14 protein-coding genes are annotated in these 16,921 nt (G+C 39.2%); 4 read left to right on the top strand and 10 right to left on the bottom strand.

Annotated elements, in window-relative coordinates; genetic code table 11:
• From BMY66_RS03985 to BMY66_RS03970, 5 genes are all read right to left on the bottom strand, one after another.
• Complete coding sequence (locus tag BMY66_RS03985) at positions 1 to 1,398, bottom strand: tetratricopeptide repeat protein (protein WP_044936947.1); 1,398 nt, start codon at positions 1,396 to 1,398, stop codon at positions 1 to 3.
• A gap of 30 nt (positions 1,399 to 1,428) precedes the next feature.
• Complete coding sequence (locus tag BMY66_RS13705; RefSeq protein WP_167541212.1) at positions 1,429 to 1,572, bottom strand: hypothetical protein; 144 nt, start codon at positions 1,570 to 1,572, stop codon at positions 1,429 to 1,431.
• 13 nt (positions 1,573 to 1,585) lie between these two features.
• Positions 1,586 to 2,986: a FapA family protein gene (locus BMY66_RS03980; RefSeq protein WP_049960348.1), complete on the bottom strand. Its 1,401-nt coding sequence runs from the start codon at positions 2,984 to 2,986 to the stop codon at positions 1,586 to 1,588.
• 154 nt (positions 2,987 to 3,140) lie between these two features.
• Positions 3,141 to 3,818: a deoxyribose-phosphate aldolase gene (deoC, locus tag BMY66_RS03975; protein ID WP_090394212.1), complete on the bottom strand. Its 678-nt coding sequence runs from the start codon at positions 3,816 to 3,818 to the stop codon at positions 3,141 to 3,143.
• Positions 3,819 to 3,930: 112 nt separating this feature from the next.
• On the bottom strand, positions 3,931 to 6,579 hold the full coding sequence (locus BMY66_RS03970; protein WP_090394211.1) for a valine--tRNA ligase: 2,649 nt from the start codon (positions 6,577 to 6,579) through the stop codon (positions 3,931 to 3,933).
• Positions 6,580 to 7,229: 650 nt separating this feature from the next.
• On the opposite strand from BMY66_RS03970, the gene BMY66_RS13620 reads away from it, so the two are divergent.
• From BMY66_RS13620 to BMY66_RS03950, 4 genes are all read left to right on the top strand, one after another.
• Positions 7,230 to 7,427: a hypothetical protein gene (locus BMY66_RS13620; RefSeq protein ID WP_143064498.1), complete on the top strand. Its 198-nt coding sequence runs from the start codon at positions 7,230 to 7,232 to the stop codon at positions 7,425 to 7,427.
• Positions 7,428 to 7,735: 308 nt separating this feature from the next.
• Complete coding sequence (locus tag BMY66_RS03960) at positions 7,736 to 8,815, top strand: RND transporter family protein (RefSeq protein WP_090394209.1); 1,080 nt, start codon at positions 7,736 to 7,738, stop codon at positions 8,813 to 8,815.
• Between the two features lie 15 nt (positions 8,816 to 8,830).
• Entirely contained in the window at positions 8,831 to 11,104 is a 2,274-nt protein-coding gene (locus tag BMY66_RS03955) for a hypothetical protein (RefSeq protein ID WP_090394208.1), read from the top strand.
• Between the two features lie 24 nt (positions 11,105 to 11,128).
• Complete coding sequence (locus BMY66_RS03950; RefSeq protein WP_090394207.1) at positions 11,129 to 11,839, top strand: hypothetical protein; 711 nt, start codon at positions 11,129 to 11,131, stop codon at positions 11,837 to 11,839.
• A 39-nt stretch (positions 11,840 to 11,878) separates the two neighbouring features.
• On the opposite strand, the gene BMY66_RS03945 is transcribed toward BMY66_RS03950, so the two are convergent.
• Genes BMY66_RS03945 through BMY66_RS03925 form a run of 5 tightly spaced genes read right to left on the bottom strand, consistent with a single transcriptional unit; the run spans position 11,879 to position 16,914 of the window.
• Positions 11,879 to 12,955 (bottom strand): GNAT family N-acetyltransferase, encoded by a 1,077-nt coding sequence (locus BMY66_RS03945; RefSeq protein WP_090394206.1) that lies wholly within the window; start codon positions 12,953 to 12,955, stop codon positions 11,879 to 11,881.
• A complete protein-coding gene (locus tag BMY66_RS03940; protein ID WP_090394205.1) occupies positions 12,955 to 14,223 on the bottom strand; it encodes an ADP-ribosyltransferase in 1,269 nt (422 codons plus the stop codon). The genes BMY66_RS03945 and BMY66_RS03940 overlap by 1 nt, the downstream gene beginning before the upstream one ends.
• Positions 14,224 to 14,250: 27 nt before the next feature.
• Positions 14,251 to 15,048 carry an HAD hydrolase family protein gene (locus BMY66_RS03935; RefSeq protein WP_090394204.1) on the bottom strand — a complete coding sequence of 266 codons (798 nt, stop codon included), beginning with the start codon at positions 15,046 to 15,048 and terminating at the stop codon, positions 14,251 to 14,253.
• Between the two features lie 15 nt (positions 15,049 to 15,063).
• Positions 15,064 to 16,014 carry a glycosyltransferase family 2 protein gene (locus BMY66_RS03930; RefSeq protein WP_090394203.1) on the bottom strand — a complete coding sequence of 317 codons (951 nt, stop codon included), beginning with the start codon at positions 16,012 to 16,014 and terminating at the stop codon, positions 15,064 to 15,066.
• A gap of 15 nt (positions 16,015 to 16,029) precedes the next feature.
• Positions 16,030 to 16,914, bottom strand: a complete 885-nt coding sequence (locus BMY66_RS03925) for a glycosyltransferase family 2 protein (protein WP_090394202.1) — start codon at positions 16,912 to 16,914, stop codon at positions 16,030 to 16,032.
• Between the last annotated feature and the right edge of the window lie 7 nt (positions 16,915 to 16,921).

Genomic DNA, 16,921 nt, shown 5'->3' with positions numbered 1-16,921 from the left:
TTATTCACCTACTTCTGTAGCACTTAATTCTGTGTCATCAGCGGCAATGTAAACCTTTGCCTGCTTGCCCCATTTATTACTTGGGTAGAGCTCAACAACACGATTAAAGCATTCAAGTGCTAGTTCAGTTTCTCCTGTAAGTCTGTAGCAATCTCCAAGTAAAAATAGAGCTGCTCCGCTATTGTATGTCTCGTCTATTTCAACAACTGTCTTGAAATTTGTGATTGCACTTTCATAGTTTTCTTCTGTATAGAAGTTGTTGCCATCATCGTAATACCCCTGGATAATTGTAGGTGACAAGCTAGCATATAAATTGTCATATGCAGTCTGCCCCTGTTCTCCAAGCACATCCCTTGTAACAAGCTGAATATAATCAGCTGCAGTAACGCTATCACCCTCGTTATAATAATTCTGAGCTGCGAATAGATTATCGTAAGATGTAGCAATATCCTGCTTGTCGTCATAAGCGCTTAAGCTTGACTGTAAGCTTTCGATTTCTGATTGAAGAGATTCATTCTCTGTTTTTGCATCTGATAATTCTTCATTTAAAGCAAGAACAGTGTCTGTATTATCGTCAGTCATATTGTCTCTAACTGTTGGCACAACAAGGAAGAAACAAATCAACAAACCGATAACCAATCCAAGCAAAATATTCATGAAGCTTGCTCGTGAGTTGTCCAGCATGCTTCTAAATGAATTCTCAGACATGATAACTGTGTCGTTACCATCTGCGAAAGTAACTACATCGTTTTTCTTTCTTCTTCTGCCGGTATTCTGCTCCTTGAGACGTTCCTTCACCTCGTGGATATATCGTATTGTCGTAGTATTATTGCTATCGATTTTAGCTGCCTGACTCAGGAATTTCCTTGCGTCAGCATACTTCTTTTCCTGAATATAAAGAAGAGAAAGCAACTGCAAAGCCTTTACAAAATTTGGATTCTGGCTTACAACCTTTTTCAGCTGAATCATAGCCAAATCTCTACTACCGGCCTTGCAATATTCGATAGCCTGATTGTATTTTTTGATTGTGGAATTAGTTTTTGTTAATAATCCTGGATCACTCTCGATTTCTGCAAGATATCTGTCCGCATCAGGATTATCCTCTTCCTGCAGATTTTTTGAAAGGACCCATTCGTTTAGAGCTCTAACCATCTCTCCTGTCTGATAATAGCAGAGTCCAAGAAGGTTACGTGCTCTAGTATTATACTTGTAGTATTGAAGTGATGATTTCAGTGAATCAATTGCACCAGATAAGTCCTTGACTTTGGCCTTTTCCAAGCCCTGATTATAGAACACATAGGATGTGTATATGATTTGTTTGTATAACAAAATATCGGCACCGCAGTTGTAACAAACTTTGTCGTTACCAACTTCGGTACCACACATAAAACATTGCATTTATTATTCTCCGTAAAATATAAGCTTCAATTATTTCCCGTTATTCTGCTGAGTAGATAAGTTCATCAACAAATCTGTTAAATCTGTTAAGTCTCTAGCCTTAATATCTGCCTCGGCCTGCTCTACTTCTATGGCAGGTTCATATTTTTTTAATTCTTCTTCGAAATCTATCATGATTTACCTCTGTCTAGCCTCTTATTTTAACCAGTCTTATGCCTTCTTCGCTTTTTTCTATCTCGATTGCTTCATGAGTTTCGTTGATACTTGCATGATGATCATCTACAGAAAGATTGCTTCCTGCATATAGACGTCTATACACCTTGATAGTAGCGTCCTTGCCAGACATAATAACTTCTTTCATGTAATTAAGCTTTTTGGTTTCTTCCAAAACGATTGCCTCATCACGAATACGTACACGCAGAAGCTGCATACGTCTTGGATCTTCTTTTACATTTATACCGCGTTCTTCGCCTAACTTGTCGAAATCCTCGATACCTTTTTTTATCTTCTGAACATTGGCATTAAGTGCCATTATTTTCTTCGCTAACATCTCGTATTCAGCAGCACGCTCAACATCTACGCCTACTGATACATTTGTAATAGTTCCAAATGAGTTGCCAATATCATTGACCTCTACACCCTGAACTGCAGAAACATATCCTCCTATAATAGAAGCATTGTTTCCATTTAATTCTATGTGGCCATCACAGGAGATTTTACTCTTAAAGAAATAATCTGCTGTAATATTGCCCGAACATGTGATGATTGCATACTCTACGAACTGAGCTGTGATAGAGCCCTTGCAATCAATAATTGTTTTTTCATTTCCCTTTACGCCTGATAGCAAGAATAAATCCTTGCCTGCGCGAATGTCACAATCCTCTATAAGCCCATGTATTATGACATTTCCTGCTGCATCAATGACGGCACCATCATGTACGCCGCCATGCACAATAACATCACCGTTAAACTTGATGTTACCTGTTTCTATGCCAACATCACCTTGCACTTCATGAACAGGAGAAACCAGAATCTTCCCCTGGTTTACCTCTATTTTCCCATCAATCTTTGCTGTGTATGTAAGATTGTCACTTGATCTGTCAAAGCCTCTACCAATCAATGGTGGCAAATCTCTCACAGGCTTAGGCTCGAGAATTTGTCCACGAACAGACATACCTCTACTGCCTTGAACCGCTGGGTGATATGTAGCAATAACATCGCCCTCCTGCACTGTCTCTATTGTTTTAATACTCATATAGTCGGCAGTGCCATCTGGACGAATTGTTGGTTTTCTATTGAAGTTTGTATCAAAAAGATACTCGTAATATCCCGGGGTACCTTGCTGCTGTGGTGTGCCCGCTGCAACCTTGATAGGCCTTCCGTAAATAGGACTATCGGCAAGCCTTGCCAACATCTCTTGGTCGATACCAAAGGAAACATTGGCATTACTCAAGAACCCAAGTAACTGTGCTGCAGTAAACTTAGGTACTTCATTTTTTCCATCAGGAATCTTGAAAGTCATAGTAGCTTCCAAACCGTCTGATGATACTTGTACTTTTGGTGCAAACGCGCTAACCGGCTGAGCCATAAGTCCCCCAAAACATTATGCTAGTAGTATTTTTAGTACATAATAACCATAGTACACGTATAGTACTATATTAAGATAATTATAGTTATTATTTCTAATTTTGTCATGAAATATTCTAATTTTACTAGAATTTTCATGAAAATTTCACAGCTGATTAGTATTTACCGTCGTTTGGAAGTCCTTTAACAGCTTTTACAACTCTACTTGTACCAAGTCTAGATGCTCCAAGGTCGATAAACTTCTGAGCATCCTCAAGTGAAGCAATTCCACCTGCAGCCTTGATAAGCTTGCCGTTTGTCATGTGATCTGCCATAAGCTTGATATCATCAAATGTAGCTCCGCCTGTAGAGAAGCCTGTTGAAGTCTTGATGTAATCTGCATCTGACTTAGAAACAACTTCGCACATCTTAATCTTCTCTTCGTCTGTAAGTAAGCAGCACTCAATGATTACCTTAAGAAGCTTACCCTTGCAAGCAGCCTTAATTGCGTTAATCTCAGCAAGAACATCATCATAACGGCCTTCCTTAACCCAACCTACATTGATAACCATATCTACTTCTGAAGCACCGTTATCTACAGCATCACTTGCCATAAAGCACTTAGAAGCTGTTGTTGCATAACCATTAGGGAATCCAATTACTGTGCAGATTGGAAGATGTCCGCCCTGCTCCTTTACATAATCAGCAGCCTGCTTTACAAAGCTAGCTGGGATGCAAACTGAAGCAGTCTCATACTTCATTCCATCATCAACAATCCCCTTAATGTCGTTCCATGTTGCATCCACACCAAGAAGTGTGTGGTCGCATTTGCTTAAAATGTTCTTAATATCCATAGTTTCCTCCTCGCCTGTTACACTCTCAAGCCCGAGTATTACTCCGTCGCGAGATTGGCTCCTTGAGTAACACTCAGAGCTTGATAGTTACAGGCTAACTTTAATAATTTTATTACTTCATGCTTGCGAGGCGGGCCTCAACCTGAGCCATCATTGCCTCATATTTTGCGAGCTTTTCGCGCTCTTCGGCAACCTTTGCCTCTGGAGCCTTGCTCATAAACTTTTCATTTGAAAGCATTCCGCGTGAACGAGCAAGCTCTTTCTCGAGCTTCTCTTTTTCCTTTGTAAGACGCTCTTTTTCCTTTTCAAAATCTACAAGATCCTCAAGTGGAACAAAGAGTGTTGCATCAGGAATAACTGCTGAAACAGCATCATCGCCAATACCAAGCTTATCTGCCTGAACATATACTTCTGTTGCACCTGCAAGTGTCTTGAAGATTGGTGTGATTTCATCAAATGTAGCACGTACCTCAGCATTATCTGAAACGATGTGGATAGCTGCCTTCTTTGAAGGTGGAACATCCATATCTGTACGAAGCTGTCTCATACCACGAACAACATCCTTTGCACGCTCAACCTTTGCCTCATCAACTGGGAAGTTCTTTGTCTCATCATACTCAGGCCAAGCTGAAAGCATGATTGTTTCTTCCTCGCTCTGAAGAGTGCAGAAGATTTCTTCTGTAATGAATGGCATGAATGGATGAAGAAGCTTAAGTGCATTTGTAAGTGCATACTTAGCTGTCCAAAGTGCTGCGTTCTTGCTTGCTGTATATTCCTCTGAGTACATACGTGGCTTAACGATTTCGATATACCAATCGCAGAACTCATCCCAAATGAAGTCATAAACTTTCTGAACTGCAATACCAAGCTCATACTTATCCATGTTTTCTGTAACATCTTTTGCAAGTGTGTTTACCTTAGAGATAATCCACTTATCTTCTGTTGCAAGGTCTGCTGTTGCTGGCTCAGTAACCTGATTGTCAGCAAGATTCATCATGATGAAACGTGAAGCGTTCCATACCTTGTTTGCGAAGTTACGGCTGTTTTCAACACGCTCGTTGTAGAATCTCATATCGTTTCCAGGTGCATTACCTGTGATAAGAGTAAGACGAAGTGCATCAGCGCCATACTTATCAATAATTTCAAGTGGATCGATACCATTTCCAAGTGACTTAGACATCTTACGTCCCTGTGAATCTCTAACAAGGCCGTGGATAAGTACTGTGTGGAATGGGCTCTTACCTGTGTGAGCGTATCCTGAGAATACCATTCTGATTACCCAGAAGAAGATGATATCGTATCCAGTAACAAGTACGTCTGTTGGATAGAAGTAATCAAGCTCCTCTGTGTTGTTTGGCCAACCAAGTGTTGAGAATGGCCAAAGAGCTGATGAGAACCATGTATCAAGTGTATCCTCATCCTGCTTCATATGAGTGTGGCCGCACTTAGGGCAAACTGTTGGAGCCTCTGAAGCTTTAGCAACAACTGTCTCACCACACTTCTCGCAGTAGTAAGCAGGGATTCTGTGGCCCCACCATAACTGACGTGAAATACACCAATCACGAATGTTCTCAAGCCAGTGTAAATATGTCTTGTCATAATTCTTTGGAACGAACTGAAGCTCGCCAGTCTTGATAGCCTCGATAGCTGGCTTTGCAAGCTCTTCCATTGCAACGAACCACTGTGGCTTAACCATTGGTTCTACTGTTGTGTTACATCTATCATGTGTACCAACATTGTGTGTATGATCTTCGATTTTTACAAGGAGACCCATCTCATCCATCTTCTTAACGATGATTTCACGAGCTTCGTATCTATCCATTCCCTCAAACTCGCCACCGTTTGAATTGATAGTAGCATCATCATTGAGAACGTTGATAACAGGAAGGTTGTGTCTCTTTCCTACCTCGAAATCGTTAGGGTCATGTGCTGGAGTAATCTTAACAACACCTGTACCAAATTCCATATCTACATATTCATCTGCAACAACAGGAATCTCACGATTTACAAATGGAAGCATTACTGTCTTGCCAATGATATCCTGATATCTTTCATCCTTAGGATTAACAGCTACAGCTGTATCACCAAGCATTGTCTCTGGACGTGTAGTAGCGAATGTTACGTAGCGGCCTGGCTCGCCAACGATTTCGTACTTCATGTGCCAGAAATGTCCTGCCTGCTCCTCATGCTCTACTTCTGCATCTGAAATAGAAGTCTGGCAAACCGGACACCAGTTAATAATACGGTTGCCCTTGTAGATGTAGCCTTCGTTGTAAAGCTTAACAAAAACTTCTTCTACAGCCTTTGAGCAGCCTTCATCCATAGTGAATCTTTCACGCTCCCAATCAGCAGAAGAACCCATCTTCTTAAGCTGGTTGATGATACGTGTTCCATACTCATCTTTCCAATCCCAGCACTTTTCAAGGAATCCCTCGCGACCAAGGTCATCCTTTTCGATTCCCTGCTTCTTAAGGTGCTCGATAACCTTTACCTCTGTAGCGATAGCTGCATGGTCAGTACCTGGCTGCCAAAGAGCTGAGTATCCCTGCATTCTCTTGTATCTGATAAGAATATCCTGCATTGTGTTATCTAATGCATGTCCCATGTGAAGCTGTCCTGTAATATTTGGTGGTGGCATCACAATAGTGAATGGCTTCTTGCTGCGATCAACCTCAGCATGGAAATAGCCATTCTCCTCCCACTTCTTATAGAGTCTGTCTTCCAGACCCTTAGGATCATAAGTTTTTGCTAATTCTTTCATTTTCTTTTCCTTTCTAGGCATTAAAAAAGCCCTATGCACGTATTACTACGTACACAGGGCGAAAATTCGCGTTACCACCTGCATTTATAACTCATCTTATTCCTTACGGGAACGACTCGGGTTGGCTTATCCACGACTTTTCCGGCCGCGCTTTGTTCACCACCTGCTCCGAAGCTACCTTCCACAATTCTATCCTAGGCCACCTTTCAGCCAGTGAGCGGCCCTCTCTACAGGACGAGGTCTGTGTACTCCTCTCCATCAACGCATTTAAACTTATCTAATAATAGAAAAATTTCCCTATTCTGTCAAGATGAGGGAAGTTAATCTGAAAGGATGTTTCATATGAATTTATTCTGGGGAAGTATTGAATTTGCAGTCTCTACCTTGAATAATTATAAAAATTTTTTCACCCACAACCCCTGTAAAAATAACGCCTCACAGCACTTCGTTATAAATCCTAAAGCAAAAATAAAAAAAATTCTTCTTGTAATTATTCATTTCCCATGATATAGTCTCCAAGTATCTTTTGATACATCTTGGCGTTTCGCCAAATTTTTCTCAATCATTTTTAAATAGTGCAAAAATCTCAAATGAAAGGAGTTGATTGAATCCAAGAAGAAAAAAACAGAATACAAACAAAGCTTAATCAATTGAATAAGTTATTAAAGACTCTGCCAGAAGGAGATTTATCAATAGGGCACTGTTCTAACTCAACAAAATGGTTTGTTACATATAATCATGAACAACACTATCTAAAGAAGAGCAATGTTGATTTGGCAAAGAAGCTTGCTTTAAAGAAATATGTAAAGCTTATGTCGAACTACTCTCTGACTATTTCGGGAAACTAGATTCAGAGGCAACTGTTTGGGCTAATGCAGACTATCCCAAGAATACCAATTATCCAGAAAGCTTGGTTCATCCCACAGTTGGCGGGCTAATGGTTCGATCTAAATCAGAGTCTATGATTGCGATTGCTCTATCTGAGCAGCAAATTCCATTCAGATATGAAAACTTAATTACAATTGATGACGCAAAAAATCAAATCTATCTAGGAGAAAATCTGATTGCTACTTTTGAAACTTCAGATTGTCCCCTGGACTATCAGTCTATCAACAATAAAATCAAACAATTTCTGAAATAAGGAGATACGAGTTATATGAAAAAGAAATTAAACGATACAAGGGACAACTATACCCTTTTACAGGACATTATTGACACTTATAGATATCCAGATGGCACCTTAAACAAGATTGCTATTTTCATTTCGACACTGGCACTTGTGCTTTTGATTACACTTGGGCATTTCATGATTTTAGGTATAAAAAATCTTCGCTCTATGAAGACTGTTTCAGCGTCAGAATTAACAGTGGATGAGATTCAAGAGTACATCACTAATTCTTATCTTGATGCAATTGATGATTATACAGATGGCGACCTAAACCAGGAAGCAGCCAAAAGAAAGATTTTAAAATTCCTTGCAGAATACATCGAGTCTTCAAACGGTTTTACAACAGAGCAAAACCAGGCATTGGGAGAAATCATCAATCAATATCTTACGGAAAATGATATCTATTCTGATATACAAAGCAACAAGGATGCCATAGAAGACCTGACTAGTATCATTGAAAACAAATATGCAGAGAACAAGACTTACGTTGATCAGCTTATTCAATTACTACAAGGTGAGCTGGATGAAAACAAAACCACCGATGAGAAAGACAGCAAGGAATTAATCAGCGAAATCGAAAAGCTAAAAGCATACACCGATGGTCAATTAAATGAGCAGTCCGAAAATCTCACATCAATGATTGATGGACTTCGCAGAACCTATCAGAATTCACTTGGCGCAGCAGATTATGCTCCAGGAAGCACTTATAACAAAGGCGCCTATGTCATTTATAATGAGCACCTTTATGTTTCTTTAAAGGACAACAACACTGCTTCCCCATCTGATTCTAGTGCGTGGGAACTTACTGATTTAGAAAAAATCATAAACAACTTGGAAAAATCTATTCACGAAGAAATGGAGTCCATGCATGATGAGTTGAAACTTTCTCAGGAAGAAGGGGATGCCATGCTTCAAGAAAACATGGATACCAAAGATAATGATTTACAGGAACAAATAGACAGGATAAACGATCGCATTTCCGATAATGAAACCTACTTTGAATTTGGTTACGATCCAATGACTAACTCCCATGGTTACTACGTCGGCAATGAGTTTAAGCCTTTTTAATATCAGGAGGAGTTAATGAAAAAAATGGTAAGAAATATCATCAACACGCTACTGTCGTTGGTGATTGTATTTAGTGCGCTCTTTGGCACTTCTATAACTGCACGCGCAGAAGAAACAAAACAATTTATTCCTTTCAGATCTGACTACGTTAACTACTTATCCAAATATTCGTATAGCAAAAGTGATGTCACTCAGTACGTCTGGTTAAAGCTTTTTAAAGAGGAACTAAACTGGACCCCAGGCATGCCTTGGTATCATCCGCAGTTTACAAGCTGGTCCAATCGATACTACAGCAACTACGTAAGCTCAACCGGGACAACCGAAAGTTCCCAGAATAAGCAGGTCACTTACAATCCTGAATTTGACACTTTCCTTTATCAAACTGTTATTAATAACCCTGAATTTGTCGTTAATTGGATAAACGAAAATCCAGCAGTGTTTACGCAATACACAAAAACTATCAAAGACCATCCTGTTTTTGCAAAATCTGTTGTAGACCTGACAGCAGAAGGGAAATATCTTGGTGGCGGATTCAACTCTCCTACTAATGTATTTTTAATGGGCATCAATTCCACTTCAGATGATAAGCAAAATGCAAAATGGTCTGCCACATGCACCACTGCATCTACACATGATATAGATGTACTTCGTATATACGGTAATCAGTATTCAAAGCTAAATACCCCTCAAAAGGACTGGGTGCGCACATATATGCAGTGGATGGTAAATGACTATGTAGACCATGGAGCAGCCGCTATTGCAGCAAGAAATAATTCTGTAGAATTGTACAATCTTATTGCAGCATCCTATGAAGGCTTTGTTTCAGCAAAAGCTCAGGAATTCTTTAACTATGCTATTGGCAATAACGATGTGCATGTTGGTGACATTATCGTAAATGGAGCTGAAGGTTACAAAGTATCAAATCAACTATGGACAGGTGCTGAAGATGTAGCTCAAAACAACAATGATATGTATCTGATTTTCATGGTTTCCGATGCTGACTGCGATTACAAATCTGCTACCGACCTGGGTGATAACGACTATGATTGGCTGGCCTACAATATTTGCTTCGGCGGTGGATATTGGGCACGACTGCGCACTCTGGTTTCCGGCAACGGAACCACCTACGAGCAGATGCAGGATTGGCTTATGCGTTACTATCTTAAGCATCCTAATGCTTCTGGAGGATGGAGCATCAATAATGCAGTAGCAAGAGCCGGTCAGACTCACAATATTTATCACGATGGTAATATCAACGTTTCCGCTTGTAACAGCAAAGCCGGTGTTCGTCCCGGTGGTCATGTCGATCCATCATTTTGGTGCAGCGGTCACTGTGATGAAGCAAGCACCGTATTTAACAAACCAGTGGGTGTAGGTAGGATTAATCTTTCAAGCGGTTATCCTGGTGGTGCCGGAGGTGGACAGGGTTCCACATACCGTTGGAGGATTTATGATTCCAAAACGGGCCGTGTCATCTCCGAATCAGGGTGGACTGAAAATAGTTCTATCGTCCTTTCAAGCAGGGACACCTGGTCATCTACCATAGTTGTCGATTGTGGTGTAAAAATCTATCACGGTCACGGAAACCAGCGTACTAGCTATTCAGAGCATGTAGGTAGTGGCGAGTGCTATGGCACAAGCAATAATGGAAGACACAATTCTTTTGACGTAAACGGTACCTACGCTGATGTAAAAAGATGTATTAGATACGGCCATTCTTTTGCTGTTTCAGATTACAACTGGAATGCGGACCACACAAGCTGCACTTGCATAATGCGATGCGTAAACTGTGGTACTGCTCACAATATTATTGATGATTCTATTACTAACACATCATATACCGATAGAATTGAATACACTGCAGACTTTGCTCACACTTCTGCTGCTCCAAAAACTGACACTGTACTAAAAGGTTCTGGTGAAATCACTTTTACTGGCGCTGATTTAAGTGGTTCAGCCTCAGGAGTTGGAAAAGGCTCATGCTCACTTCCAGCAAGTAAAATTACAAAGGGACCAAAAGGCGTCACCATCAGTGCAAACGCTACAAAAACAAGCTATACCATTCTAAATAGGTACGGTGAAATTATAGACTCTGGCATCTTTAGTTCAAATGCCATCGATACACAGACAAAGTTTATTGATTTATCCTATTACGATGACAATCAATTGGAAGGATTATACGTCATCATAAATATGGAAGCCGAAAAACCTACTTACAACAGCAAAGATGTATATGTTGGCCAGGTCCCTGGAGACTACCGCGTAAACTACATTAAGTTCCACTATTAAATGATTAAATATTAGGAGTAAAACATGAAGAAAAAATTACTAACAGCCATAGTATCTATTGCTATTCTATGGTTTAGTTTTCCAACGGAAAGCTTAGCAGCAGAAGAAAACACTACATCTGCAGAAATTACTGAAATTACGGATGAAGAAAATAGTTATGACTCTGTAGAGGATACTGTAAATAATGAAACCGAATCCTCTGTGGAATCTGAAGATGAATCTAAGACTAAGTCTGAAGCCAAGGATGAATCTGCTGAAGAAGTCACAGAAAACGCCGAAGAAGAAGTTAAGGAAGAAGCTGAAGAAACTGAGGACGAGGCCGAAGAAGTTGCTGACAAAGCCGAGGACGAAACTATTGAAACCGAAACAATAGTCGAAACACATTCAGAAAATCACTGCACCATAATCGTTTCCTACACAAAGGAAGTATATGATGACCCATTTGCTCGTCTCGATACAACTGAATTATCCCTGGAATCCACCTACGAGCTTGTAGAAAATCAATCTGCCGACGAGTTTATACAAAACATTGAAAACGATGATATCAAAATGATTCTATCAAAGGTATCCTTTGATGATGATTTTACAAGTGGCTACAATATTTCAGCATCTATTGATGTAGATAATAATGTAACTATTAAATCCATCAAAAAAACTGAGAAACAAGAGGTGGTTACTGAAGTAGAGGTGGAGGTCACCTCTGCCAATGAAAGCGAGCCCCTCGACGAAGAATAAACAAAAAGGCCCTACCGTATATACGATAGGGTCTTAATTCTATTTAGCTTCGAAATAACTGCACTCCTCACCATCCAGCACTCGATCTGGTTTCTGGTAGAACTTCGCACATTCAAGAATTGAATCCTGACAATGCTTGCAGGATTTGCATACCATATTTTCTAAGGTGATTCCTTGGAAATGAAGATCCGAATGGAATCTTTCCTCTCCCTGCATAACCATTGCTGCTTCAAAATCCATAGCATATATCAATTGTTTGCCTGAATCTTTTGTAGAATCAAAAAGATTATCCAAAAGCTTGTCAGACGCTTCGTTTGCTGCCAGGAATGATACTTCCACATCTGCAGGATACTTCTCAGCTATAGCAGAGGCTGCAGCTGACAACAAATACATCAACTCCACTTTTTTAATATCATTACGAGGAACTTGATATACCAAAACGTTCTGTATAATATCCTCCTGCATCTCTTCAAAAAGAATACATGCAGTTATTTTTCCATCAATGACAGTAAATAAGCTAATATCTTCATCCAGATTATCTGGATTCAATCTATCTACAATCTCCTTTTTCTCGGAAAGGTCATATAAGAAATCACTGACGCTCTTTTTTGACATTTCTTTTAATGGCACTATTCTGTTGGAAGCAATTCTTTTATTTACCTTTTCTTTGACAGATGGAATATTTAAGTTTTCACTTTCCTTCAACTGCTTTACTGTAACAATCTGAAATGCGCCTGTATCAAACTGCTCAAAACCAAGCTTTTCAAGTATTTTAGCTAGAGCAGCACTGCATTTAAACTCAGATGAAAAAGTTGCATAGAAAATAGTATCCATTGCCATGTCCGAGTCATAGAGAGTCATTGTTTTTTCCAATGCTCCTCGTAACAAATCAGTAGCTACCCCCTGGCCTTCGTACTTTGGATTAACTGCCAGGCTAAGTACTTCTATCATATCAGGCTTTGGATCAATAACTGCCATTCCTAGTAATTCCTTATCCTGAATAGCAATATAAAACCCATAGTCTGAAAATCCCTGTGAGCCTAAAACTGGCGGAAAAATATACTCCCCAAGAGACTCTGCTTGTTTTGATGAAATTGTTTTTATATCAAAATTCATTATGAAGCCTCCTTTAATTCACCATCTTCACTGGATGGTATTGTTGTCAGATAGATTTTCCAGCTACCCTCACTTCCATTTTCAAGATTCGCGGATCCATCAGTAATAGCTTTCACCATCTTGAATTTCGTACCCGGCTTTAATAATAATTCGCATTCTCCAAAATGTTCAGATGTGGTAGTTAGATTAATAGCTTGGGTTCCTTTCTTTGCGAGAATTATAAATTCTATACCTACTGGAGAATTATTAGAAGGATTATTAATACTATTTTCTCCTTCTGCCGTATACGAAGGGAGCACGAACGGTAAGGATGTACTTATAAACCCCTTGTCGCTCATAATGATTTCTTCTTCGGAATGAATCTTTTGTTCAAATGCATTTTTTATATCCTCATATGACATTTTATCTACGTTAGGTAAATTGAGCATATAACCCAGTGATTTTACCCCTTTTACACCACGGCGAACGACCAAATCCCTTCCGATTTTGTTTGACCTGATTAAATCACGTCCCTTTTTAGCATAGTTTTCAAATCCAGATATTGCTCCGAATCTAAGATAATTGTTCATTTTAACACAATGTTCAGTATAATCCGTATAAAAACCAAGTGCTTTCATTCCTTCCGACTTATTTATCCCTTGAACCTTAGCCTCATAAGCTGCCACGTCTAATTCCGCTCTTCGGAACTCGTTGCTTTTTTCTCTTTGATATGCTGCCTCAATGGAATCCGCATCTTCCTGTACATCTTGATAAACCCCAGCATTGTAATAACCGTTTATCTTTTCTTGAATTCTAACCTTTTCGTCTAGTACGAATAGTTTTCTATCAAGTCTTGATGCTTTTATTTCTTCGTCTTTAAGGTCCTTGAATTTTTTACCTTTATCGTAGACTTCTTTTCGGTTATCTCTTCTCTTTTTAAAATATTTTTTTACTTTTCTTCTATATTTATATTTTGAAAGGCGATTTTTGCTATTGTACTGCTCTTGAGTGATTACATCGAAAGCAGGAGCAGCATGCATATTGTCTTTAATGCCTTTTATATCATCGTCAGTCATATCTATTTTGGTCTTATAGTAGTCAATAAGCCTTTGTGATTCCTCATTTCCACCAAAATAAGACCGATCAAACATATGCGCTTGATAATCATCCCCTTCATGAAGCTTTTTTTCATCTTTGTAAGCTTTGAAACTATTGTCAATCTCATTATAATTATCATTTGCTGCTTTGCGATCCATCTTCAGAATAGTTTCGCTATTTACAAAATCCATTCAAACCCCTCCCCACATTATAAAAATTTAGATTAACCCAAAGTGTTTTAATCCATTGTATATACCATCATCGTCAAAGGCAGTTGTCACATAATCTGCTGTTACCTTCGCACGTTCAGTACCATTCCCCATTGCAATGCCTACAGCAGCTGCTGCAAGCATATCTAAATCATTCTCGCTATCACCGAATGCATATGTATTCTTTGGATCAATGCCTGCAAGCTCACATGCTTTCATCATGCCTGTCGCTTTGGTATGACCTATTGGCACCAACTCGCAAACAGTGTCACTATGCTCGATAATCTGATAGTCCTTACGAAGTCTATCGTAGCACTCAATTCGCATGTCTTCATCAACGTCTGTTGCACATGACATTTTGTTGATTGTCCACTTTCCATAATTGCTGTCGATTCCAAGCAAATTACTTCCCATGTCCCTGCGCAAAATATTGCCAAATCCATCATCCAAGCCAAACTCACGGTCTTCCATATATAACTGATTTGGTCCTTCTAGAATAGGTCTGAATCCGTATCCACGAATCAGTTCAACTGTTTCGATAGCTTTATCCACATCAATTAGTTTTTCGTAAACTGTTTTTCCACCTATTTCAATATGGCATCCACATGAACAAACAATTCCATCAAATCCCAGACTAAGCAAATCTGGATCCTGAATAAAAGATCTTGCTCGCCCACTACAGATAAAAGCCAAATGCCCGTTTTCCCTGAGCTGCTTTATTCCTTCTCTACAGCTATCTGGAATGAATTTATCGTAGTTCCAAAGTGTACCATCTATATCAAAAAATACTGCTGATTTCTCTGCCATTACATTTCCTCTATTCTATACCCAAAGTCTCATCCAAAGATTATGCTTAGCTCGGGTAAAATTATGTCTGCGATAATAACTGATTCTATAAAGCTTTGGCTTTGAGCCTATATGGACAAAACCATTCAGCACTTTTAATTTGTCCTCAGGTATATCCTTTAGTCTAAGAATCTCCCTGGCAAAAATTCGTGCTTCATTTATGAAAGCCTTTTTCTTGCAAAGAAATCCATTTGCTATGTCACCTGCATTACGAGCCACCTTTTCAGATGTTGATTCAGTAACTGCCCCCATAGTGTTGTGCCCAGTTTGACGGTAATAAACCATAGGCTCATCAATTGCATAAACAGTTCCAAATATGGATGCTATTTCAAGAAGCCACGCATCATGCATTGGCACATTTTCCCACTGAACACTATCACATGACACAGCTATATCCCTCAAAGCTCTATTAAAGCACATAGTTGTCCCTGCCGCCGGATTATCGATAATTACCTGAGTGTAGGCTGTGTTCTTTGGGCTTCTACCTAAGTATCGTATAAACGAATTATCTATTACATTAAGATTCTCATCCACAACTGTCATATCCGTAAATACGATAGCCGGTTTCCTCTCCATTTCTCCTGAGTCTATCTCTGTTTCAAGTAGCTTCTCTATGCTCTTCTCAACCTTATCGGGATACCAAACATCATCCTGATCGCAAAAGAAATAGTAGTCCGCTTCTACTTCAGACAATAGATACATGAAATTTGCTTTAGGACTTCCTGTCGGATGACCGTAAATTATTTCCAGTCTATCTGGATACTTATCCATGTATTCATTTAAAATATTGATAGTCTCGTCTGAAGAGCCATCGTCATGTGCAACTATTCGAAAGTCCTGATTTGTCTGTCCGAAAAGACTGTCCAGCTGAGCTCGCAAATACTTTGCCCCATTATATGTGGCAAGTAGAATTGCTACATCCTTCATTCCATATCTCCTAGATTATCTGTTAAAACCATACTTGGTTTTAGTCTCTCTCTTAAATTTAAGATTAAAAATAAATATACCAAGATTTGCTAACGAGCATCCGATTTTGCCAACCAGGCTACTCTTTCTAAACTGAGCTTTATAAGTAATCATTTCGTGAAGAGTGATTATGTCTTCCTCTTTAAAATAATCACAATCGTAAAGTAATTCTATAAAATCGTATACCGAAGCATCAGTGGCTGACGTATCAGCTGAAATGTTTGCTCCAGTGTATTTATGAATGTATAAAGCTTCTTTTAAATAAGCTGCTCGCTTTCCTGCTGCAAGCATAAGAAGCCACAAATAATAATCATCAGCTCCATTTACTCTGACTAAATGCTCATTCCAAAATTCTGGAATCGCGCTTTTCTTTATCAAACACTGTCCTGGTGAGATGATTTGAATTCCTACCTTGAGATATGTTTGCAAATCCCACACTCTATTCCAATGTGCATCAGTTCTATACCATGATAAATATGAACCATCTGCCTGTTCCAACTTCGCATTTGCGATAATCATATCGCAAGATTTTGAAGACAATGCGTCTGCCATTTTCACAAGAGCATCTGCTTCAAGCAAATCATCTTGATCAAGGAACATAATATAATCCCCAGTCGATGACTTTAAGCCTGATACCCTACTATAGTGTATTCCCTTATTTTCCGGATTAGTTATAACGGAAAAATATTGGTTGTTTATTGACACTGCCTCTAGCTTTTTCCATGGGCTGTCATTTACAAGTACAACCTCCAAACTGTGACCTGCAGCCTCCAATGACTTACGATTTGCTTCCATGCAAGCCACATATTTTTCCATATATTTTTCCCCTTCATAGAAAGGGGTAATCACTGATATTTTCATTATTCTC

The organism is Pseudobutyrivibrio sp. C4 (assembly GCF_900111635.1).
In the GTDB taxonomy this organism is placed as follows: domain Bacteria; phylum Bacillota; class Clostridia; order Lachnospirales; family Lachnospiraceae; genus Pseudobutyrivibrio; species Pseudobutyrivibrio ruminis.
This window is presented reverse-complemented; position numbering and strand designations above follow the sequence as displayed.

Excerpts from the sequence above, each read along its gene's own strand:
- BMY66_RS03985 (WP_044936947.1), bottom strand. The coding sequence starts at position 1,398 with ATGCAATGTTTTATGTGTGGTACCGAAGTTGGTAACGACAAAGTTTGT.
- BMY66_RS13705 (WP_167541212.1), bottom strand. The coding sequence starts at position 1,572 with ATGATAGATTTCGAAGAAGAATTAAAAAAATATGAACCTGCCATAGAA.
- BMY66_RS03980 (WP_049960348.1), bottom strand. The coding sequence starts at position 2,986 with ATGGCTCAGCCGGTTAGCGCGTTTGCACCAAAAGTACAAGTATCATCA.
- deoC (WP_090394212.1), bottom strand. The coding sequence starts at position 3,818 with ATGGATATTAAGAACATTTTAAGCAAATGCGACCACACACTTCTTGGT.
- BMY66_RS03970 (WP_090394211.1), bottom strand. The coding sequence starts at position 6,579 with ATGAAAGAATTAGCAAAAACTTATGATCCTAAGGGTCTGGAAGACAGA.
- BMY66_RS03960 (WP_090394209.1), top strand. The coding sequence starts at position 7,736 with ATGAAAAAGAAATTAAACGATACAAGGGACAACTATACCCTTTTACAG.
- BMY66_RS03955 (WP_090394208.1), top strand. The coding sequence starts at position 8,831 with ATGAAAAAAATGGTAAGAAATATCATCAACACGCTACTGTCGTTGGTG.
- BMY66_RS03950 (WP_090394207.1), top strand. The coding sequence starts at position 11,129 with ATGAAGAAAAAATTACTAACAGCCATAGTATCTATTGCTATTCTATGG.
- BMY66_RS03945 (WP_090394206.1), bottom strand. The coding sequence starts at position 12,955 with ATGAATTTTGATATAAAAACAATTTCATCAAAACAAGCAGAGTCTCTT.
- BMY66_RS03940 (WP_090394205.1), bottom strand. The coding sequence starts at position 14,223 with ATGGATTTTGTAAATAGCGAAACTATTCTGAAGATGGATCGCAAAGCA.
- BMY66_RS03935 (WP_090394204.1), bottom strand. The coding sequence starts at position 15,048 with ATGGCAGAGAAATCAGCAGTATTTTTTGATATAGATGGTACACTTTGG.
- BMY66_RS03930 (WP_090394203.1), bottom strand. The coding sequence starts at position 16,014 with ATGAAGGATGTAGCAATTCTACTTGCCACATATAATGGGGCAAAGTAT.
- BMY66_RS03925 (WP_090394202.1), bottom strand. The coding sequence starts at position 16,914 with ATGAAAATATCAGTGATTACCCCTTTCTATGAAGGGGAAAAATATATG.